Source organism: Taklimakanibacter deserti (assembly GCA_003574785.1).
Map to the genome: position 1 here is coordinate 106,514 of QORU01000019.1, position 19,705 is coordinate 126,218.

Consider the following 19,705-nt stretch of genomic DNA (forward strand, 5'->3'; position numbering starts at 1 on the left):
GCTTGATCAATCTCGAATTTGAGTTATCCGGCGAAGCGTGGTTCCGGCACGCCGCGGACGCCGGCGTCGATGGCGAACACGCCGCCGGCGCCGGGCTGATCCTTCAGCATGTCGGGGGTGAGGTCCCATATGGCCGAGGTGACATAGAGCGTGCCGAGATCAGGCCCCCCGAACATGCAACTCGTCGGTTTCTGGATCGGCAGTTCGACGACCCGATCGATCCTGCCATCGGGAGCGTAGCGAACGACCTTCCAGCCGTCCCAATGGGTGTTCCAGATGAAGCCTTCCGCATCGATCGTGCCGCCGTCAGGCCCGACATTCTCCGCGGCGGTGTCGGCGAAAATCTCGCGGTCGCCGAGCGCGCCTTTTTCATGATCATAGGCAAATCGGTAGATGCGCTTGTCGAGCGTATCTGCGAAATAGAAGCGGTCATTGGCGAGCGACCATACGAAGCAGTTGGATATTCCGACATTGTCGATCATCCGATGCACCGAGAGATCGGGATCGATGCGGAACAACGCAGCCGTGTGATCGCTGAGACTGTCGTCCATGGTGCCGGCCCAGAAGCGGCCTTTCCTGTCGCACTTGCCTTCATTGAAGCGGTTGCGGGGATTGGGATCGGGCCTGGCGATCCATTCGATGGCGCCGTCCTTCAGGTCATAGAAGGCGATGCCCGACGCAAAGGCGACGATCAGCCCGCCTTGCTCGCGCAGCGCAAAGCTGCCGATCCGTTCCGGCATCTGCCAGCGATCGATCGTTCCGCTGCCGGGCCGGTAACGCTGCAGAAGCTTGCCCTCGATGTCCACCCAGTAGAGCGCCTGTTCCTCGACATCCCACAAGGGCACTTCGCCGAGCTTGTTGCGACAGTCGACGACAAGATCGACGCGGCTCATGAGGCTGCTCCCGAGAAAATCCGCTTGCTGCGCATGAAGTGCCGGCGCAGCGCCGCAGTCGATACCGGGCCGATCTGCGCGGCATAGATTGCCATCGCCGCCAGCGTGAGGAGCCCGGTCCATATATATTGCCAATAGGCCGAGACATGGAGCTGGTTCATGGCGTTCTGGATCGTCATGATGAGGATCGCCGCCACGAGCGTGCCGACCGCCGTTCCCCGCCCGCCGAAGACGCTGGTGCCGCCGAGCACCACGGCGGTGACCGAGAGCAGCGTGAAGTTCGTTCCAGCCTGGGGATCGCCGCTGCCGATCCGCGCCGCGACGACGAGACCCGCAACGGCGGCCATCAGGCCGGCAAAAATATAGGCCGCGAAACGGACACAGCCCGTAGGAAGGCCTGCAACATAGGCGGCTTCCTCGCTCGAGCCCACGGCATAGAGCCTGATGCCGATCCGGCCGCGCGCCAGCAGCAACTCGAAAATTAGCGCGGCGAGAAGAGCGAAGACGAAGGCGATCGGCACGCCCCACCAGCGTGCGACCACGCCTGAGGCGAAATCGCCGCTGAGCAAGCCTCCGGGCGATGGACGCGCGATAAGCGCAAGCCCGGCGACGATCGAGAATGTCGCGAGCGTGGCGATGAGGTCGGGGATTTTGAGCGTCTGGACGAGAAGCGCATTGCCGATCCCGACGATAAGTCCCGCCGCCAGGCAGACGGCGATGCCAAGCGGCATGGGCAATGGAGGCTCGGCGATCAGAAGGAACGAGGCCACGGCCGTCGTGAGGCTGATATTGGGGCCGACCGACAAGTCGATCCCGCCGGTCAAGATGACGGCGAGCTGTCCGAGCGCCACGATGAGCAGCGGCGTCACCTGGATGGCGAGGTTCGCCATGTTGCGGCCGGTGAGGAAATAGGGCGATTGAAGCGTTGCATAGGCTGAGACGGCCAAGGTGATGGCCATGAGAAGAAAGGCCGGGCCGTAGCGTCTGAGGAGCGGCGATGCCGATCCCCGCTCGCGGGCGGGCTTCGGCGCAGCTTGCGAGAGACGCGCAAGGCCGGTTGTCGCTGCGGCTCGCACGGCGCTTCCCACGATTCTCTCTTCCGTCGCCTCGCTGCCTCTAACCTCATCGACGATCCGCCCCTGGGCAAAGGTCAGGATGCGGTCGGACAGGCCGATCAGTTCGAGAACGTCCGAGGAGACGACGATCACCGCGACGCCGCGCCCCGCGAGGGCACGGATGATCGAATAGATCTCGAGCTTGGCGCCGACATCGACGCCCTGGGTCGGCTCGTCGAATATGCAGACCCGCGGATTGGACAGAAGCCAGCGCGCGAAGGCGACCTTCTGCTGGTTGCCGCCGGACAGGAGGCCCACGGCCTGCCGGGCCGAGGGAGTTTTGATGGCGAGTGTCTCGATCTGGCGCGTGACTTCGCTGTGCTCGCGTGCGCGATCCAGGACGCCGAGCCTCGCCCAGTAGCGGATATGGGGCAAAGCGATGTTCTCGCTCACCGAATGGGGGAGGAACATTCCCTCTCCCCGCCGGTCGGCCGGGAGATAGACGATACCCGCTGCGATCGCCCGGTCCGGATCGGAGAGTGCGGCATTGCTGTCGCCGATGGTGACCGAACCGGCCGCCGGGACGAGACCATAGAGGGCCCGCGCGACGGCCTGTTGGCCGCTTCCGGTGATTCCCCCGAGACCGACGATCTCGCCGGCGCGCAGATCGAAGGACACATCGCAGAACGAGCCCGGCGCATCGAGATGATCGACCGAAAGCACGACCGGCCCGAGCGATGACGCGCGCGGCGGAAATGCCAGGCCCAGGTCGCGGCCGACCATCATGGAGACGATGGTCTCCTGGTTCGTCTCCGCGGTCGCAATCGTGCCGACGATCTCGCCGTCCTTCATGACCGTGATCCGATCGGTAACGGCGAAAACTTCGGGAAGACGGTGCGAGATGAAGATGATGGCCGTGCCTTGGGCGCGAAGCCGGCCCAGGATGGCGAAGAGCCTCTCCACCTCGGGCGGCGTCAAGGCGGATGTCGGCTCATCCAGAATGAGGACGCGCGCCTTGGCCGTCAGCGCGCGGGCGATCTCGATCAGCTGCCGCTGGGCGAGCGAGAGCTCCTGCACCGGCCGGCGCAGATCGAGCTCATCGCCGAGCTCGCGCAGGAGATCGTGAGCCTCAGCGCGCATCGCCGTGTAATCGACGAGAACGCGGCCGGGCTCATGGCCGAGCGAGATGTTCTGTGCCGCGTCGAGATCGGGAACGAGCCGGGTGTCCTGATAGACCATCGCGATGCCGCGCCGACGCGCATCGGCAGGACCTGAAAGCGTGATCTCGGCGCCGTCGATGAGGATCTTGCCCGTATCCGGACGATGGACGCCGGCAAGGATGCGCATCAGCGTCGACTTCCCGGCGCCGTTCTCGCCGACAAGGGCGTGGATTTCTCCAGCGTGGCAGTCGAAGGAAATATTCGTAAGCGCCTGTACGCCAGGAAACGCCTTCGATATTCCCTCGACCGCCAGCGGTATTTCGACTCCTCCGGTCACTTCGGCAATCAGCTGAAGATCTTCTTCAGTTCATCGTCAGGCAGGTTGGTGTCCGTGAACACCGCGTCCGGAAGATCGGGGCGCATATAGTCCTTGTAATTGTCCTTGGTGATGAGCTTGGGCGTGATGATGAGCTGCTTCTGGATCTCCTCGCCGCGCAGCAGCGCCAAGGCCATGCGCAAGGCGACCACGCTTTCCCAGGTCGGCTCGGAGATGAGACCGATGTCGAATTTCGGCTGCTTGCCCTTGTCGGAATCATAGAGCTTGAGCAGGCCGTTATAATCGTCTCCCGTGACCGGGATCAGCGGCCGCCCTGCGGCGAGCAGGGCTTTGCTTGCGCCCGATGTCACCTGGCCGCCATCCGCCCAGATGCCGTCGATCTGCGGATAGGCTGCGATGAGATCGCTCATCACCACCTTGGCCTTGTCCTCCGACCAGTCCGTATCCTTGAAGGCCAGCACTTCGATGTCGCTGCCCGCGAAGGCTTCCTGCGCGCCCTTCCATCCGGCGGCCGTGTAGGAATTGCCGGGAAGGCCGCCGAGCGCCACGATCTTGCCCGTGCCGCCGAGCGCATCTTTCAGCCATGTGCCTGAGGATTTTCCCTTGCGGCTTGGATCGGTGCCGCAATAGGCATGGTAGTCCTCGCCTTCGATCGGCAGGTTGAACGGTACCGTGACGATGCCTTCCTGCATCGCGGCGCGAATGGCGGGCACGACGGCCGTTCCCGAATTGGCGATGACGAGTATGGCGTCGACCTGCTGGCTCACCAGCGATTCGATATCGCCGACCTGCTTGGTGATGTCGTTCTGGCCGTCGACGATGATGAGATCGGCGACATCGGACTGCGCCTTCGCTTCAAGCTCGAGGGCCCTTATGCACATGGCCCGCCAGCTGTTGCCCGAAAAACCGTTGGAAAAGCCGATGCGATAGGGCCCCTTCTTCTTTTCGATCTTCACCTTGGGGCCGGCGCCGGTCTTCTCGGCGTTGTCGATCGTATCGGCGAGCGCGCCGGCCCAGCCGCTAGCCGCAAAACCGGCGAGACCTGCGCCATAGGCGAGCAGGCGACGCTTCGACAACACGAAGCCTTTCGAATTCCCAGTCATTTTCAATCCTCCCATGTTGATCTGCCGACCGTGATTTGCCGTCTGTGCCTCAGCCTCGCGCCGAGGAGATCGAGCGGTAGAGCAGCACGCTCAGCGCGATGATGGCGCCTTGCACGACCATTTGCGTGCCGGTTGTCGCGCGAATGATGTTGGTGAAGCTGTTGAGCTCGGTGATGAAGAGGGTTCCGCCCATGGTGGCGATGACGCTGCCGGAGCCGCCGGTCAGCCGCGTGCCGCCGACGACGACGGCAGCGACCGCCGTGAGCAGGAACTGGTTGCCGATGCCGAGGCTCGGCGCGCCGATATAGGCGGTGAACAGAAGGCCGCCGAAGGCGGCGAGAACCGCGCTCGCCACATAGGCGGAAATCGTCACCCAGGCGACAGGAACGCCCATGAGCTGCGCGGCCCGCGGATTGGCGCCCGTCGCATAGATCCAGCGTCCATAGACAGTCCTGTTCATGGCCCAGGCGACCGCCAGGGCGACAACGAGCCAGAAGATCGCACTGACCGGAAAGCCGAAGAGGTTGCCGGCGCCGATCCACTGAAAGGCGGGCGCCGCAGCACCATGCGGCGCGCCTCCGGTATAGACGAGCGCTGCGCCGAAAAGGATGGAGTTCGCCGCCAGCGTGGCGATCAGCGGCGTTACGCGCAAGACGACGATCACGAATCCGTTCAGAAATCCGATCGCGAGCGCAAGGACGAAGCATATGATGACGGCCGATGCGATATTGGCATCGCTGCCCAGCATGAGGCTTGTCGACACGATATTGACGAGGGTGACCGTGCCGGCCTGGCTCAGATCTATTCCGCCGATGAGGAGGGCAAGCGTCTGGCCGGTGGCCAGCACACCGAGGAAGGCCGCGACCTGAAGGATGTTGAGGACCTGGCCCACCTGCAACACGGCCGGCGAGACGAGGCCGGAGATCAGGAAAAGCCCGATGGCCGCCAGCCAGATGACGAAGCTGCTTATCGGTAACCGCCAGGGCGGGACCGCCTTTTGCGCGATCGAGTTCATGGCTCCCATCCGCGGCCGCTGTTTGCCAGCGCGCTCAGGGTTTGTATATTATTGCCAATAAAAAATAATACAAGGCTGGATTTGCTATTTCGCGCTCTGCCGCTTCGTCGACGGGCCGGTGAAGGAATAATTGTAGGTGTCGCGGTCGAGCCCTTCGAGATCGTTGGAGGCGACATCGATGAGCCCGAGCATGGCCTCGCGGGCGGCCTTGGGCTTGCGCAGGCGAATGGCTTCCAGCACTTCGCCATGCGCGGCAAGCGTTCGCTCATAGGAGCGGGTGAGCGAGGTCGTCAGCCGGAACGAACTCGACAGGGCGGCGCCGATCACGCTGCCGAGATGGGCGAAAACCGGGTTCTTGGTCGCGGCAAGGATGCCGAGATGGAAGTCGAGATCGGCCGCCGTGCAGGTTTCGAGATCATGCGGATGGCTCTTGCACATGCGGTCATAGGCCGACTCGATCGCCGCCAGGTCGCGGGCCGTGGCGCGCCGCGCCGCAAGCTCGGCGGCGACGGGCTCGATCACGGTGCGGACCTCGATCAAGCCGCGGATGAATTCGGGGTCGGGCGCCACCTGGCGCATCCAGCCGAGCACGTCCGGATCGAGCCGGTTCCATTCCTCGTCGCTTCTGACGATCGTTCCCACGCGCTGGCGCGGCTCGACGAGCCCTTTGGCGGTGAGCACCCTCATCGATTCGCGCAAGGCCGTCCGGCTGGCCTTGAACTCCTTGCAGAGCTTTTCCTCGGAGGGAAGCGGTGTTCCAGGAATATATGTTCCGGCGAGGATGCGCACCGCCAGCGTCGATGCGATCTTGCCCCCGAGCGAGGTGTCGGCGCTACGGAGACCAGGCTTTGGTCGCGCAGAGTCCCGGCCGATTGTCCCGTCCACCATGTTCGCCTGTCTCGCCGCTTGAGCTAAAAGTCACATTAAAAGACATAATAGTCAGACTAACAGGCAAATACCAGTGATTGCCGATCCCTGCCGCGACCGGCAGGGCAACATCGGGTCATCTTGACGTCCTGCGCCACACATTGTGATCATGATGAAACGTCATTCATGAGGTGATGAGAATGGACGTCGATAAAGCCATTGCGCTGGCTTCCGCCGCCGGTATCGAACTCACCGATCGCCGCCGCAATAGCGCCGGTAACGGCTGGTCGCTCAGTTTTTCCAACGGAGCCGAACTCGATGTGCGCGACAACGGAGAGACGGCCGCCTCCGGCAAGGGGGCCGATGCGGTCGCACGCGTACTCGGCCTGCCGGGCAAGCCTGCCGGCGCGTGATCGTCGGACCTTCATTGAGGTGACTCGTAGCCATCGGTGAGGGTGCCGAGAAAGGCGACGATGTCGTCGATCTCGGCGGGATTGAGGGCAGGCGCCTCGCCGGCCCTGCGATCGAAAGGCGGATCCATGTTGATATTGGTTTTCGCCGCCGGAGGCAGATCGTCATATTTGTCGATCCCGCCATCCGCTTTGCGGGGATACCAGCGGTCCGGACGGGTCTCCCTCTCGACATAGAACCGGACGGCGTCGTTGAGCGCGCGCGCGACGCCGTTGTGGAAGAAAACCTTGCGCAGAGCGATGTTGCGCAATGTCGGCGTGCGGAACAGGCCGCAGTAATCGCCGCGCTCCAGAAAATCCGTGCGCAGGGGCCCGCACAGGCCGAGATCGAAATAGGCGGGATCCTTGTTGGCGGGAATGTCGCGGTTCCGCGGCAGGCCGAGGGCTATGATCCCGTAATCGGTGAATTGCGGCGGTGTGCCGTCATTGCCACGCTGGCTGATATGGCAGGAGGCGCAATTGCCTTTCTCCGGCGCGTTGAAGAGCTCGAGCCCTCGCGCTTCCTGTGCGGTGAGCTCGGCCTTGCCCGCGAGCACCGCGTCATATTTGCTCGAATAGGGATAGAAGGTCCGGTAATCCTGCTGGAAGGCTTCGAGCGCCTTGAGCGCCGTCTTGTAGACCTTCGCCGGGTCTTTCATCGCCTTTACGCCGATGATGGCGGCGATCGCCTTGCCGTTGCCCGCCTGAAGCACGCGGCGCGCAACCTCGGCCTCGCTGCGGTTGCCCATCTCGAAATCGGACAGCAACGGTATGCGGGCCTGGTCCGCGCCGCGGTCGACCCTCCCGTCCCAGGTCAGGCCGCCGGTCGGCCCGTTGTCGACACTCTCATCGGCCTCATCCTCGGAATCAAAGAAATGCTCGGTGAAGGGCGGGACGGCCTGCAGATATTTGAGCGAGGGCACGGCGCGTCCGCCGGGCTTGAGCATGTCGCCGCCGCCGAGCTGCACCGCCAGGCCATTGGCGGGACCGAACGCGTGGGCGGGATCGTGGCAGGAGGAGCAGGCGAGCTTGCCGGACCCCGACAGCGATGGATCGAAGAAGAGGGCACGACCGAGATCGGTCAGCGCTTGCGCCTGCCGGCGGGCTTCCGCCCGGGACATTTCCTGGCCGGCCGCATCCGATGCGCTGACCACACCCGGCAGGATGATCGCCAAAACGAAGATCCAACATTTAATCCGCATGTTGCATCGTCCTTGCTATGATGAAGGTTACAATAGCAACAGTCGGATGGATGCAGGAGGCCCGAATGCGGACGATGACAGCGATGGTCCTTTCGGCTTTCGGTTTTGCCATCGCCACGGTTGCTCCGGCGCGCGCCGCCGACAATCTGAAGCTGATCGACACCGTGGTGGTGATCTATGCGGAGAACCGCAGCTTCGACAATCTCTACGGCAATTTCCCGGGAGCCAACGGGGTGGCGAAGGCGCCCCGAAGTGCCCGCATCCAGCGCGATCGCGACGGCAAGCCCTTCCGCGAGCTGCCGCCGATCTGGGAGGGTCTGACCGCCAAGGGCGTCACGCCGCCGGTGACCCAGGCCGAGACCGAGCATCTGCCGAACCGCCCCTTCCACGTGGACGATCCCAAGGGCTTCAATCTCGGCTACGGCACCATCACCCGCGACCTCTGGCACCGCTACTATCAGAACCAGATGCAGATCAATGGCGGGCGCAACGACAAGTTCGTCGCCTATGCCGATTCCGGCGCCATGGTGATGAGCCTGTGGGACGGCTCCAGGACGGCGATGTGGAAGGTCGCCCAGAAATACGTGCTGGCGGACAACTTCTTCATGGGGGGCTTCGGTGGCTCCTTCTTCAATCATCAATGGCTGGTCTGCGCCTGCGCGCCCTATTATCCCAACGCCGATACCAACCCGGCCAAGCCTTCGATCGCCGTGGTCGAAGCGGATGGGGTGACGCTCAAGCTCGCCGCCAATTCGCCGAAATCGGCGCTGGACGGCATCCCGAAATTCGTGAGCGACGGCAATCTCACGCCCGACTTCCATGCCGTGAACACCATGCAGCCGCCTTACCAGCCAAGCGGCAACGAGCCCGCGAAGGATGGTGACAAGGCGCTGGCGGATCCGGAAAAGCCGACGACCTTGCCGCCCCAGGTCGAACCGACGATCGGCGACTTGCTCAGCCTCAAGCGCATCAGTTGGGCCTGGTACAGCGGGGCCTGGCAGGACGTGCTCGATCACGGCAACAAGACGCCGGTGCCGAACTTCCAATATCACCACCAGCCGCTCAACTACTATGCCAGTTTCGCGCCGGGCATTCAGGCTCGCGCCGAGCACTTGCGCGACGGCGGCTTGGCGGGCGTCGAGTTCATCAAGGCGATCGATGCCGGCACGCTGCCGCAAGTCTCCTTCTACAAGCCGCAGGGCGACCTCAACGAGCATTCGGGCTATGCCGACATCCAGGCGGGCGATGCCCATATCGCCGACGTCGTTGCGCATCTGGAAAAGAGCCCGCAATGGCCGCATATGCTGGTCGTCGTCACCTATGACGAGAATGGCGGCCTGTGGGACCATGTGGCGCCGCCCAAGGGCGACCGCTGGGGACCGGGCTCGCGCATCCCCGCCATCATCGTCTCACCCTATGCGCGCCGCGGCTTCATCGACCACACGCCGATGGACACGACCTCGATCCTGCGCTTCATCACGCGCCGCTTCGAGCTGCCGACGCTCCACGGCATCACCGTGCGCGACAGCGCCATCGCCGCGCACAGGCAAAAGCCGTTAGGCGATCTGACCAGCGCGCTCGATCTCAAACAGAGCAAGTGAGAGCGTTGAATTGCGAAACTAGCGGATGTTTCACGCCACGTCCGCCGTCGCCCGCGCAAGGATCCAGCTCTTGACCGTCTTGACCACGCTGCCCTTCGAAAGCTGGCTTTCGGACAGGTAGTATGTCCACGGGCTTGCCGGCCGGATGGCGAACGGCTCGACCAGAAGGCCGCGGCTGAGATAGGCCTTGGCGAGCGAATACTGGGTTGCGACGCAGCCCGCTCCCGTCGCTGCCAGTTCGAGCGCGATATTCGAGGCGTTCGTGGTGATGCCTTTTTCATAGTCCGAGATGTCGATGCCGAGCGCATCGCCCATGCACTGCCAGTACTCCTGCCGACCATGCACGAAAATCCAGTCGACATGAAGGATGTCCTGCGGCGACTTCAGCGGTTTTGCCCCCGTCATCAGCTCCGGCGCGCAAAGCAGGACCAGCTGGTCGTTCCACAGCGGGACGCCTGTGGGCGGACGATCGTCGAAGCGCCGCGTCGAGATGGTGATGTCGGCGATCTGCTCGCTGAGATCCTCCCAGATCGTGCCGTGGAGCACGACCTCGATCTCGGGATGCTGGGCGCGGAAGGCCGCCATGCATCCCGCCAGCCAGTTCTCCGCCAGGCTCATGGGGCAGGAAATGACCACGGTCTTGTTGCGCGTCGAGGTAACGATCGCCTCGGTGGCATGATCGATCTGGTCGAGCGCCTGGCGCAATGTCGGCAGGAACGCCTCGCCCATTTCGGTCAGCTTGAGGCTGCGCGGATATCTGATGAACAATTGGCGGCCGAGATAGTGTTCCAGTGCCCGCACATGATTGCTGACCGCGGCCTGGGTATAGCCGAGCTCGCTGGCGGCAAGCGTGAAGCTGAGATGGCGGGCGGAGCATTCGAACGAGCGGATATAATTGAGTGGTGGCGGCGGTTTCATGCCTTCAGTCTATCGCGCGCCAAAGGCAGTGACATCGATTTTTTTGGCCATTGGCGCCAAACTAATTGCGTGAATGGGCCCCATGGCCAAATTATTCATTGGTAAAGACGAAAGGGAGGCGTCAGTGGTCCATCAGCCTGAGATGTCCGGCGCAGGCGTCGGGGTCTGTGCCAAAATCGCGGATTTTGCGCTGCGAAAGCCGGCGCCATCCTTCCCGGCGGAAGCGCTTCGGGCTGCGGCACTGCAGCTTCTCGACACAATGGGCATCGTCATTGCCGCCGCACCCATGGAGGCGGGGCGGATCGCACGGGAGACGGCGGCTCTGCTCTATGGGACCGGCGCCAGCCGGCATTCGGCGCGGATGCTGTTCGACGGCCGGCGCGTGAGCGTGGCGGGTGCCGCCTTTGCGGCGGCCACGCAGACCGACAATCTCGACGGTCATGACGGCTACAGCCCGACCAAGGGCCATATGGGGGTGGCCATGGTGCCGGCACTGGCGGCTTTGGCCGAAGCGGCGCCACAGCTCACCGGGCCCGAGGCGCTTGCCTCCCTAGTCATCGGCTACGAGATTGCGGGCCGGGCCGGCATAGCGCTGCATGCGACGGTTTCGGATTATCACACCTCGGGCGCCTGGAACGCGCTCGGCGTTGCCGCCATGGCGGCGCGCTTCATCGGCCTCGATGACGGCGAGTTCCGTCATGCCCTGGGGATCGCGGAATATCACGGGCCGCGCAGCCAGATGATGCGCGAGATCGCGACGCCGACCATGCTGCATGACGGCTCCGGCATGGGCGCGCTGGTCGGCCTTTCGGCGGCCGTGCTGGCCGGCAACGGCTTTGCCGGAGCACCCGCCATCACCGTCGAAGCGCCGGAGGTGGCCCATTATTGGGAGGATCTCGGCAGGTTCTGGCAGGTCACTCGTCAATATATAAAGCCTTATCCCATATGCCGCTGGGCGCATGCGGCAATCGACGGGACACGGGCGCTCTGTCTGGCGCATCGCCTGGCGCCTGCGCAAATCGCCAGAGTGAGGGTCAACAGCTTCCACCACGCAGCGGCGCTGTTCGCAGGCATGCCGGACACGACATCGAAGGCGCAATATAGTCTGGCCTTCGCGGTGGCGACCATGATCATTCATGGCCGGATCGGCGTCGAGCATATTTCGGGTGCGGGCCTCGAAGATGCGGCGGTCGCCGCGATGCTGAAACGCATCGAGGTCGTGGAATCGGCACGTCACAGCGCCCGCTTTCCGGAAGGGCGCTGGGCCGACGTTCGGATCGAGACAATGGACGGGCGCGTCCTGGAGTCGGGCGATGTGCATGCGCGCGGCGGACCCGAGGCGCCGTTCACGCCGGACGATATCATCGAAAAATATATGGAGTTCGCCGCACCGGTGCTCGGACAAGCGCGTGCCGCGGCGATCCGCGACCGCATCCTCGGCCTCACCATGCGCGAAAGCCGGTTCGGCGACCTCGCAAGTCTGCTCTATGATCCCCCGGCCAGCCAGCGCCATGACGCTGCATAGGTTCCTGATACAAGGATTGAACCGATGAACTCCATCAAGGGCGTGATCGCGCCGATTCTGACGCCCTTCGAGGCCGACGGCAGCATTGCCCGCGATCTCTGGATCGCGCACGCGAAATGGGTGCTCGATGAGGGGGCGCATTATCTTTCGCCATTCGGCACGACGGGCGAGGCGCTGTCGCTGTCGCCGGGCGAGCGGATGGAAGCGCTGGAATGGCTGGCCGAGGCGGGCATATCGCCGAGCCGGATGATCCCGGGCACCGGTTTGACGGCCTTGCCGGACACGGTGGAATTGACCCGGCATGCCGTCGGTCTCGGCTGCGCCGGCGCGATGGTGTTGCCGTCCTTCTTCTACGTCGCAGCCGGCGATGACGGGCAGGCGCGATATTTCGGCGAATTGGTCGAAAAGGTGGCAAGTCCTGAGCTGAAGCTCGTCCTCTATCACATCCCGCAGAATTCGGGTGTGCCGGTGACACCGGACCTCGCCGCCCGGCTGAACCGAGCGTTTCCCCAAACGGTCGTGGGCTACAAGGACAGCGCCGGGGATTGGAGCAACACGGCCGCGGTTATTGCCGCAGCGCCTCAAGTCTCGGTATTCCCAAGCTCGGAAGGACAATTGACGCAAGGCCTCGCCAGTGGAGCGGCGGGCTGCATCTCGGCTTCGGTCAATCTCAATGCGGCGGCCATCAGGGCCGTCTATGACGGCGCGCGCGCCGGCAGGGATGTGATGGCCGGCGACGCCGCGATCAAGGCGTTCCGCAAGGCAGTGCAAGCCGCGGGGCTGATCGGCGGGATGAAAGCCGTGCTGGCGGTCAGGTCCGGCGATGCGCGCTGGCTCAATCTCAGGGCGCCGCATGAGAATACGACGCTCGCTTTGGGCGAGGCTTTGCTTGCGGCACTCGGTGAAGCTCGGGATGTGATTCCCGCGCGGGCGCATGGCTAGATCGGTGAGCGCGCACCCCCCGGTCATCGTTCATGCCGGCGAGCCCGGGCCGGCCCTTGCCATGCTGGCCGAAAGCCATCCGGATCTCCGGGTCAAAGCCTGCGACAGCTATGCCGGACTGGCTGAAGCCATCGCCGAGATCCAGGCGGAGGTGGTTTATTCTGTGCGCTTCGCCGGCACGCCGCTGTTCCCGCGCCGGGCGCTGGTGGAAAGCGCGACAGTCAGATGGGTATCGGTCGGAGGCTCCGGCACCGACCATCTGCGCCCATGGGACTCAGCCAAGGTGACGGTGACCAATGCTGCGGGCGTGGCCGCCGACATGATGGCCGAATATGCGCTGGGCGCGATGCTGTCCTTCTCGCTCGACCTGCCGGGATTCGCCGTGCATCAGCGTGCAAGGCGATGGACAGCCGGAAAAGTCGAGCCGATCGCTGGACGCACTGTGCTGATTCTCGGACTGGGCAAGGCCGGCCAGGCGCTGGCCCGGCGCGCCAAGGCGATGGACATGACGACGCTCGGCGTCAGGGCCCGGCCGCGACCGACCGCTTATGTCGATGAAGTCCATAGCAGCGACAGTCTGCCGGACCTCTGGGCGCGCGCCGATTTCATCGTCTGCTGCCTGCCGCTCCTGGAGACGACGCGCGGGATCGTGGGCAGAGAGGCTTTCGCCGCGATGAAGCCGACGGCGGTGCTGATCGACGTCTCGCGCGGGGGCGTGGTCGAGGAGGCGGCCCTGGTCGCAGCACTCGATGCCGGACGGATCAAGGGTGCGGCGCTCGATGTATTCGCAACCGAGCCGCTGCCGGCCGATCACCCCTTATGGGGCTACAAGAACGTGCTCATCACACCGCATTGCTCGTCGGTCTATGACGGCTGGGAGACAAGATCGGCGCGCATGTTCGCGGAGAACCTGGAACGCTATCGGCGCGGTGAAAAGCTGACGAATGTGGTGGACCCGGCGCGGGGTTACTAAGACGAGGAAGGAGCGCAGCAATGACGGTACATGAAAGACGCAGCGGCGGGCGGCGCTCGAAAGCGGGCCGCAGCGGCGGCGGCATTCCGCAACTGCCGTGGCAGCGTGTGACCAATCCCTATCCGCCGATGCAGCTCCTGAACGAGGAGCAGATGGACAAGCTGCACCGCACCTCCATGCGCATCCTTTCGGAGCTCGGCATACAGGTGATGGGCGAGAAGGTGATGCAGATATTCGAGGCGGCCGGGGCCATTGTCGACCGCAGCGCAAGCACCGTGCGCATCGACGAAGGCATCGTGGCCGAGGCGGTGAGGAGGGCGCCGTCGTCCTTCACCATCACGTCCCGCAATCCCAGCAAGGAAATCAGGATCGGCGGCAACGACCTGGTGTTCGGGCTGGTCGCGGGTCCCCCCAATGTGCATGACCGCGTCAACGGACGCCGGCAAGGCAATCTCGCCGACTATGAGAACTTCATCCGGCTGGCGCATCATTTCAACGCCATCCACATCATCGGCAATCAGGTGGTGGCGCCGATGGAGCTGCCGCCCAACAACCGGCATCTCGACACCTATCGCGCCAATCTGACGCTTTCCGATCTGAGCTTCCATTGCTCCGCGATCGGCCGGGGCCGCGCCATGGACAGCATCAACATGACGGCCATCGCGCGCGGCACAACCGTCGATGCGATGCGCGCCTCGCCCGGCGTCACCACCATCATTTCCGTCAATTCGCCGCGGCTTTTCGATGAAGCGATGGCTGAGGGCCTGATCGCCATGGCCGAGCATGGCCAGCCGGTCACCATCACCCCGTTCACGCTCATGGGGGCGATGACGCCGGTTACGCTGGCGGCGGCCTTGGCGCAGCAGAATGCCGAAGCGCTTTTCGGCGTGACCCTGACGCAGCTGATCAATCCCGGAACGCCGGTGATGTATGGCGCCTTCACCTCGAATGTCGACATGCGCTCGGGCGCGCCGGCCTTCGGCACGCCGGAAAATGCCAAGGCCAATATCGTCGCCGGCCAGCTGGCCCGCCGCTACGGCCTTCCCTATCGAACGTCCAATGCCAATGCATCCAATGTCGTCGACCTGCAGGCCGCCTACGAAACGGAAATGGCGACCTGGGGCGCCGTGCTTGGCGGCGCGAACCTGATCTACCACGCCGCCGGCTGGCTGGAGGGCGGGCTCACCGCGTCCTACGAGAAGCTCATCCTCGATGTGGAAATCCTGCAGAACATGATGGAGTTCCTGCGGCCGCTGCCCTTCGAGGAGGACGATCTCGGCTTCGAGGCGATCAAGGCGGTGCCGACCGGCGGACATTTCTTCGGGTCCGATCACACCATGGCCCGTTATGAAACGGCATTCTACCGGCCCATGCTGTCCGACTGGCAGAACTACGGCAGCTGGCAGGAGGGAGGCGGGCACGATGCGCTCGAGCGCGCGACGCAACTGTGGCAGCAGGCGCTGCGCGACTATCAGGAGCCGGTCCTGGATCCGGCCGTCCGCGAAGAACTCGACGCCTATGTCGCCAACAGAAAGCAGGAGATCGGCTGGGGCGAGCCGTGAAAGCTCATGCTGCCATCCAGCCGCCATCCACCATCAGATTGACGCCGGTGACATAGCTCGACATGTCGCTGGCGAGGAAAAGAGCGGCACCGGCGACGTCATCGGGTGCGCCGAGCCGCGGCCACGGGGTCCGGCGGCGTGAATAGGCGAGCGCATCGGGATCGTTGGCGATGCCGGGCTTCCCCGTGATGATCTTTCCGGGCGCGATCGCGTTGCAGACGATCAGGTCTTGGGCATGATCGACCGCGATCTGGCGCGTCATCTGGACGATGCCGCCTTTGCTCACCGAATAGGGAAAATCGCCCGGACAGGCGACCATGCCATGTTGCGACGATATGTTGATGATGCGCCCGCGCACGCCGTTCACGGGGGCCTGGTTCAGCATCTGCTGGACGGTGCGCTTGCAGCAATAGAAGAAGCCGGTGAGATTGACGCCGATCACCCGGTTCCATTGTTCGGGCGTAGTCTCCAGCAAATTTGTCGAGGTGTAGATGGCCGCATTGTTGACCATGATGTCGAGCCTGCCGAACCGTTCGACGGTGGCCGCCACCAGGCGGTCGACGGCGGCCCAGTCGGCGATATCGGTCGGACGATAGTCGGCGATGCCGCCGGCCTGCTCGATCACCGCCTTCGTCGGCAAGCCGTCTTCGATCGGAACCTCGACGCTGTCGGCGATGACGACGCTGGCGCCCTCGGCGGCATAGCGCCGGGCGATGGCGCGGCCTATCCCTGAGCTCGCGCCGGTGACAATGGCGACCTTGCCTGCAAGATGTCCCATGGTTCGCTTCCGCCTTTCCGCGTGACGACCTGGCCTCTCTGCTGGGCCACCAATTTGCCGTCCCGCACGATCTCCTCGCCGCGCAGAAGGACGCGGGTGAGCCTGGCTGACACGGTCCAGTCGTCATAGGGCGTGTAGCCGGCCTTGGAAACCTGATCGGCGTTGCGGATGACGCTGCTCTGACGCGGGTCGAGGAACACGATGTCCGCATCATGACCGACGGCGATCCGTCCCTTGGATTTGCCGAGACCGAAACGTTCCGCCGGGTTGCGCGCGCATAGGCGGGCGATGTCGGCAAAGTCGATCAGGCCTTCATCGACGAGCTTGAGCATCGCCGGCAACAGCGTCTGCAACCCCGGCATCCCACCTGGAATGTCGCCGAAGGCCGTGAACTCTGGGGCCTTCTCGGCGGGCGTGTGCGGGGCATGGTCGGTGCCGATGATGTCGATGAGGCCATGGACGACAGCCTGGCGCAAGGCATCGATATCGGCTTTCGCCCGGAAGGGTGGCGAGGCTTTCACATTCGCTCCCTGCAGCCTGTAGTCTTCCGCCGTGAAGAACAGATTCTGCGGCGTGGTCTCGATGCTTGCATCGGCCATTCCGCGCAGGCGCCCCCAGGTCTCCACGCCGAACGACGAATTGATCTGCCGCACATGGATCGGGATTCCGGTGGTCGCGGCAGCCAGGACGGCGCGCGAGATGCCGTTGGCTTCCGCCGATGCCGGACGGCTGTCCAGAAAAGCCGCAATTTCATCGGTGCCCGCGCGCTCGAGGCCGCCGAGCAGAAGCGACTGATCGCCGGGCGAGATCGCGACCAGCGTATCGAGGCCGCGGAAGCGCTCGAGCGCCTGGAGCACGGCGTCCATGGTCGCGAACAGAAAGGGCTGCGGCACGTCGGCGGTGAAGAGCTCGAAGGATACTGGCGCCAGCTCGTGCAGCGGCAGGATCTGATCGAGGTCATGGCTGACGACCGCCTGGAAGCCGACATCGACATGGATGCGGTTCTGCGCCATCGCCATTTTGTCGGAGAGCTGTTCGGCGGTGGCCGTCCACGGATCGTCCGTCGGCATGTCGAGCACCGTCGTGACGCCGCCGAGCGCCGCCGCGTGTGTGCCGGAGGAGAAGTCCTCCTTGTGCGTGAGGCCGGGCTCGCGCAGATGCGCATGCGCATCGACGAGGCCGGGCAGGAGGATGGAGCCCGACGCATCGATGACGGTCCGTGCCGTTGCCGCCGTGTCCTGGCCGAGCAAGGCGGCGATGCGTCCGCCCACGATGCCCACCTGGCCGGTGCTTTGCGCATCGGCATCGATCACCGTAGCGTTGGTGATCAGCGTGTCGAAGTCCTTAGCCATGTCGTTCGAAGCTTTCATGATGGTCCAGCCAGTAACGCGCGATGTCGAGGCGGCGCATGAACGCAACCCCCGGCGTCTTCGTAGCGTATTCGATGACATCGCGCAGCCCCGATGCGCGATTGGGCTGGCCGGTCCAGCGGCAATGGATGCCGATGGTCAGCATGCGTCCGCCGATCTCATCGGCTTCGCCGAGCAGATAGTCGATGGCCGAGCGGCAGTCCTCGGCGAAGTCGCGCGGATTGCTGTAGCCCGGCGCGATCAGATAGCGGCTGTCATTCAGCGTCTTCGAGTAGGGGACGACGAGAATCCGCGTGCCGTCATGCTCGGTGAAATACGGCAAGTCATCGTTGCAGGGGTCGGAGTGATAGAGAAAGCCGCCCTCGCGCACCAGGAGGTCGCGGGTGTTGACGCTCGGAAACGACCGACAATTCCAGCCCAGCGGACGCTGCCCGGTCAGCTTCTGATAAAGTGCTATCGCCTCATGGAGATCGCGCTCTTCCTGCTCGCGGTCGACGGTCGAATATTCGGCCCAGCGCAAGCCGTGGCCGAGCAAATCGTGACCTCGCGCCTTCATCCAATCGACGACGGCGGGGTTGTGCTCGAGCGCCACGGCGCAGGCCGAGACCGTGACCGGTATCCGGTAGCGGTCGAACAGGCGCGCGAGGCGCCACACGCCGGCGCGGCTGCCATATTCGAAATGCGTCTCGGTGCCGAGGTCGCGCACCGGAGGGCTGACGGGGATGTTGTATTCGCCCCAATTGTCGTTGCGCCCATCCTCCGCCCATGAATATTCGGATCCTTCCTCGTAATTGAGGACGAGATTGATCGCGACCTTCACGCCGCCGGGCCAGGTGATGAAAGGAGGGTTCGGACCATAGCCCACGAAGTCGCGCGGCTGATTGTTCGTCGGCATCGGAAATTCCTTTCAGCTCATTTCATGCTCGGCAATCCAGTCCATATAGGCATGGAAGGCCTCCTTGCCCGGTCGTGGCCGCCAGTTGGTGTCGCGCTCGATGCGGGCAATGTCATAGGCGCCCCACATGCCATGCTTGAGGGCCGGATCCTGGACGATATTGGCCTTATCCGCGGCGCTGATCTCTGCCGTGAGGCCCGGCACTCTTTCGCGCGCCCAGCCGATGATGTCGCCGATGGTCGTAGTCGTGCCGCTGCCGATATTGTAGTGGCGATAACGCAGTTGCGGGGCGTCGAGGAGTGCGATGATCGCTCGCGCCACGTCGCTCGACTGGATGTAGTCGCCGACCGGCTCCAGGCTGTTCGGGCGGATCACTTCGCCGGCTAGGGCGAAATGGGCGATGCGGTTCGGCACATGCCGGAAGTTGCGGCTTTCGGTTGCCCGGTCCATGGGCCCATAGACCGATGCCAGCCTGACCGAAGCCGCCGACAGGCCGAACAAATCGGCATAGCGGTTGACGACCATTTCGGAAGCGAATTTGGAGATGCCGTAGAGGGTGAGCGGCGCCACATAGCCGTCTTCGGGCAAGGGCTCGCCGCTCCAGTCTGGCCCATGATGGCGATAGATCGCGCCCGAGCTCACATAGACGAGGCGCCTGACGCCGGAATGATTGCGCGCCCAGTCCAGCATGCGCACGGTGCCCATCAGATTGACGTCGACGATCCGGGCAGGGTCCTCCGCCTCCGGCTGGCGCTTCGCTTCCGATGCGCTGCCGCGCGAGATCGGCGTGATCGTCGCGCCATGAACGATGGCGGTGATGTCTTCCGCGTCGAGCGCCGCCGACCATGCCGAGGGATCGAGGATGTCGGCGGTGATGACCGTCAGGCGGTCTCGCACCGGTGCAAAGTACTTCTGCGCCATCGCATCGAGACCGGAGCGGTCGAGAATGACGGTGCGCGCCTTGGGATCGCGATCGAGCCATTCGCGCGCGAGGACGCTCATGACGAAGCCGGTGCCGCCGGTGACGAGGAGGGTCATGTCGAGAAGCCTTGTGTTGGGA

At 64.1% G+C, this 19,705-nt stretch carries 17 protein-coding genes; 6 read left to right on the top strand and 11 right to left on the bottom strand.

Annotation, left to right across the window (positions count from 1 at the left end):
* Window positions 1–23: 23 nt before the first annotated feature.
* The 5 genes from DS839_RS31130 to DS839_RS31150 all read right to left on the bottom strand — a co-directional run bounded on the left by DS839_RS31130 (window position 24) and on the right by DS839_RS31150 (window position 6,451).
* Window positions 24–893, bottom strand: a complete 870-nt coding sequence (locus DS839_RS31130; protein WP_162918924.1) for an SMP-30/gluconolactonase/LRE family protein — start codon at window positions 891–893, stop codon at window positions 24–26.
* Window positions 890–3,445: an ATP-binding cassette domain-containing protein gene (locus DS839_RS31135; protein ID WP_119274437.1), complete on the bottom strand. Its 2,556-nt coding sequence runs from the start codon at window positions 3,443–3,445 to the stop codon at window positions 890–892. The genes DS839_RS31130 and DS839_RS31135 overlap by 4 nt, the downstream gene beginning before the upstream one ends.
* Before the next feature lie 8 nt (window positions 3,446–3,453).
* Complete coding sequence (locus tag DS839_RS31140) at window positions 3,454–4,548, bottom strand: ABC transporter substrate-binding protein (RefSeq protein WP_162918925.1); 1,095 nt, start codon at window positions 4,546–4,548, stop codon at window positions 3,454–3,456.
* Between the two features lie 49 nt (window positions 4,549–4,597).
* Window positions 4,598–5,563, bottom strand: a complete 966-nt coding sequence (locus tag DS839_RS31145) for an ABC transporter permease (protein ID WP_162918926.1) — start codon at window positions 5,561–5,563, stop codon at window positions 4,598–4,600.
* Window positions 5,564–5,647: 84 nt separating this feature from the next.
* Window positions 5,648–6,451, bottom strand: a complete 804-nt coding sequence (locus DS839_RS31150) for a FadR/GntR family transcriptional regulator (protein ID WP_119274440.1) — start codon at window positions 6,449–6,451, stop codon at window positions 5,648–5,650.
* Between the two features lie 179 nt (window positions 6,452–6,630).
* Here DS839_RS31150 and DS839_RS31155 point away from each other — a divergent pair, with 179 nt between their 5' ends.
* Window positions 6,631–6,843, top strand: coding sequence for a hypothetical protein (locus DS839_RS31155; RefSeq protein ID WP_119274441.1), 213 nt, complete (start codon window positions 6,631–6,633; stop codon window positions 6,841–6,843).
* Window positions 6,844–6,854: 11 nt separating this feature from the next.
* Here DS839_RS31155 and DS839_RS31160 read toward each other — a convergent pair whose 3' ends face one another.
* Window positions 6,855–8,081, bottom strand: a complete 1,227-nt coding sequence (locus DS839_RS31160; protein ID WP_119274442.1) for a cytochrome-c peroxidase — start codon at window positions 8,079–8,081, stop codon at window positions 6,855–6,857.
* A gap of 65 nt (window positions 8,082–8,146) precedes the next feature.
* On the opposite strand from DS839_RS31160, the gene DS839_RS31165 reads away from it, so the two are divergent.
* Entirely contained in the window at window positions 8,147–9,682 is a 1,536-nt protein-coding gene (locus DS839_RS31165; RefSeq protein WP_368912021.1) for an acid phosphatase, read from the top strand.
* Window positions 9,683–9,712: 30 nt separating this feature from the next.
* Here DS839_RS31165 and DS839_RS31170 read toward each other — a convergent pair whose 3' ends face one another.
* A complete protein-coding gene (locus DS839_RS31170; protein ID WP_119274444.1) occupies window positions 9,713–10,600 on the bottom strand; it encodes a LysR substrate-binding domain-containing protein in 888 nt (295 codons plus the stop codon).
* Window positions 10,601–10,724: 124 nt separating this feature from the next.
* Between DS839_RS31170 and DS839_RS31175 the strand changes: the two genes are divergently transcribed.
* The 4 genes from DS839_RS31175 to DS839_RS31190 are packed head-to-tail and all read left to right on the top strand — an operon-like array spanning window position 10,725 to window position 15,602.
* Entirely contained in the window at window positions 10,725–12,125 is a 1,401-nt protein-coding gene (locus DS839_RS31175; protein ID WP_368912022.1) for an MmgE/PrpD family protein, read from the top strand.
* A gap of 24 nt (window positions 12,126–12,149) precedes the next feature.
* The gene (locus tag DS839_RS31180; RefSeq protein ID WP_119274446.1) at window positions 12,150–13,067 is read left to right on the top strand and encodes a dihydrodipicolinate synthase family protein; all 918 of its coding nucleotides are present in this window, start codon (window positions 12,150–12,152) and stop codon (window positions 13,065–13,067) included.
* A 4-nt stretch (window positions 13,068–13,071) separates the two neighbouring features.
* Window positions 13,072–14,040 (top strand): D-2-hydroxyacid dehydrogenase, encoded by a 969-nt coding sequence (locus DS839_RS31185; RefSeq protein ID WP_119274475.1) that lies wholly within the window; start codon window positions 13,072–13,074, stop codon window positions 14,038–14,040.
* Between the two features lie 20 nt (window positions 14,041–14,060).
* Window positions 14,061–15,602, top strand: coding sequence for a trimethylamine methyltransferase family protein (locus DS839_RS31190; RefSeq protein WP_119274447.1), 1,542 nt, complete (start codon window positions 14,061–14,063; stop codon window positions 15,600–15,602).
* 4 nt (window positions 15,603–15,606) lie between these two features.
* Here the strand turns inward: DS839_RS31190 and DS839_RS31195 are convergent, their stop codons facing one another.
* From DS839_RS31195 to DS839_RS31210, 4 genes are read right to left on the bottom strand one after another with little or no spacing between them, the layout of a single operon-like run.
* A complete protein-coding gene (locus tag DS839_RS31195; RefSeq protein WP_119274448.1) occupies window positions 15,607–16,380 on the bottom strand; it encodes an SDR family NAD(P)-dependent oxidoreductase in 774 nt (257 codons plus the stop codon).
* A complete protein-coding gene (locus DS839_RS31200) occupies window positions 16,326–17,750 on the bottom strand; it encodes a dihydroorotase (RefSeq protein ID WP_368912023.1) in 1,425 nt (474 codons plus the stop codon). The genes DS839_RS31195 and DS839_RS31200 overlap by 55 nt, the downstream gene beginning before the upstream one ends.
* Window positions 17,725–18,645 (bottom strand): allantoinase PuuE, encoded by a 921-nt coding sequence (locus tag DS839_RS31205; RefSeq protein WP_119274450.1) that lies wholly within the window; start codon window positions 18,643–18,645, stop codon window positions 17,725–17,727. The genes DS839_RS31200 and DS839_RS31205 overlap by 26 nt, the downstream gene beginning before the upstream one ends.
* 12 nt (window positions 18,646–18,657) lie before the next feature.
* The gene (locus DS839_RS31210) at window positions 18,658–19,683 is read right to left on the bottom strand and encodes an NAD-dependent epimerase/dehydratase family protein (RefSeq protein WP_119274451.1); all 1,026 of its coding nucleotides are present in this window, start codon (window positions 19,681–19,683) and stop codon (window positions 18,658–18,660) included.
* Between the last annotated feature and the right edge of the window lie 22 nt (window positions 19,684–19,705).

Excerpts from the sequence above, each read along its gene's own strand:
- DS839_RS31165 (WP_368912021.1), top strand. The coding sequence starts at position 8,147 with ATGCGGACGATGACAGCGATGGTCCTTTCGGCTTTCGGTTTTGCCATC.
- DS839_RS31195 (WP_119274448.1), bottom strand. The coding sequence starts at position 16,380 with ATGGGACATCTTGCAGGCAAGGTCGCCATTGTCACCGGCGCGAGCTCA.
- DS839_RS31140 (WP_162918925.1), bottom strand. The coding sequence starts at position 4,548 with ATGACTGGGAATTCGAAAGGCTTCGTGTTGTCGAAGCGTCGCCTGCTC.
- DS839_RS31205 (WP_119274450.1), bottom strand. The coding sequence starts at position 18,645 with ATGCCGACGAACAATCAGCCGCGCGACTTCGTGGGCTATGGTCCGAAC.
- DS839_RS31160 (WP_119274442.1), bottom strand. The coding sequence starts at position 8,081 with ATGCGGATTAAATGTTGGATCTTCGTTTTGGCGATCATCCTGCCGGGT.
- DS839_RS31170 (WP_119274444.1), bottom strand. The coding sequence starts at position 10,600 with ATGAAACCGCCGCCACCACTCAATTATATCCGCTCGTTCGAATGCTCC.
- DS839_RS31200 (WP_368912023.1), bottom strand. The coding sequence starts at position 17,750 with ATGAAAGCTTCGAACGACATGGCTAAGGACTTCGACACGCTGATCACC.
- DS839_RS31145 (WP_162918926.1), bottom strand. The coding sequence starts at position 5,563 with ATGAACTCGATCGCGCAAAAGGCGGTCCCGCCCTGGCGGTTACCGATA.
- DS839_RS31210 (WP_119274451.1), bottom strand. The coding sequence starts at position 19,683 with ATGACCCTCCTCGTCACCGGCGGCACCGGCTTCGTCATGAGCGTCCTC.
- DS839_RS31130 (WP_162918924.1), bottom strand. The coding sequence starts at position 893 with ATGAGCCGCGTCGATCTTGTCGTCGACTGTCGCAACAAGCTCGGCGAA.
- DS839_RS31180 (WP_119274446.1), top strand. The coding sequence starts at position 12,150 with ATGAACTCCATCAAGGGCGTGATCGCGCCGATTCTGACGCCCTTCGAG.
- DS839_RS31190 (WP_119274447.1), top strand. The coding sequence starts at position 14,061 with ATGACGGTACATGAAAGACGCAGCGGCGGGCGGCGCTCGAAAGCGGGC.
- DS839_RS31155 (WP_119274441.1), top strand. The coding sequence starts at position 6,631 with ATGGACGTCGATAAAGCCATTGCGCTGGCTTCCGCCGCCGGTATCGAA.
- DS839_RS31150 (WP_119274440.1), bottom strand. The coding sequence starts at position 6,451 with ATGGTGGACGGGACAATCGGCCGGGACTCTGCGCGACCAAAGCCTGGT.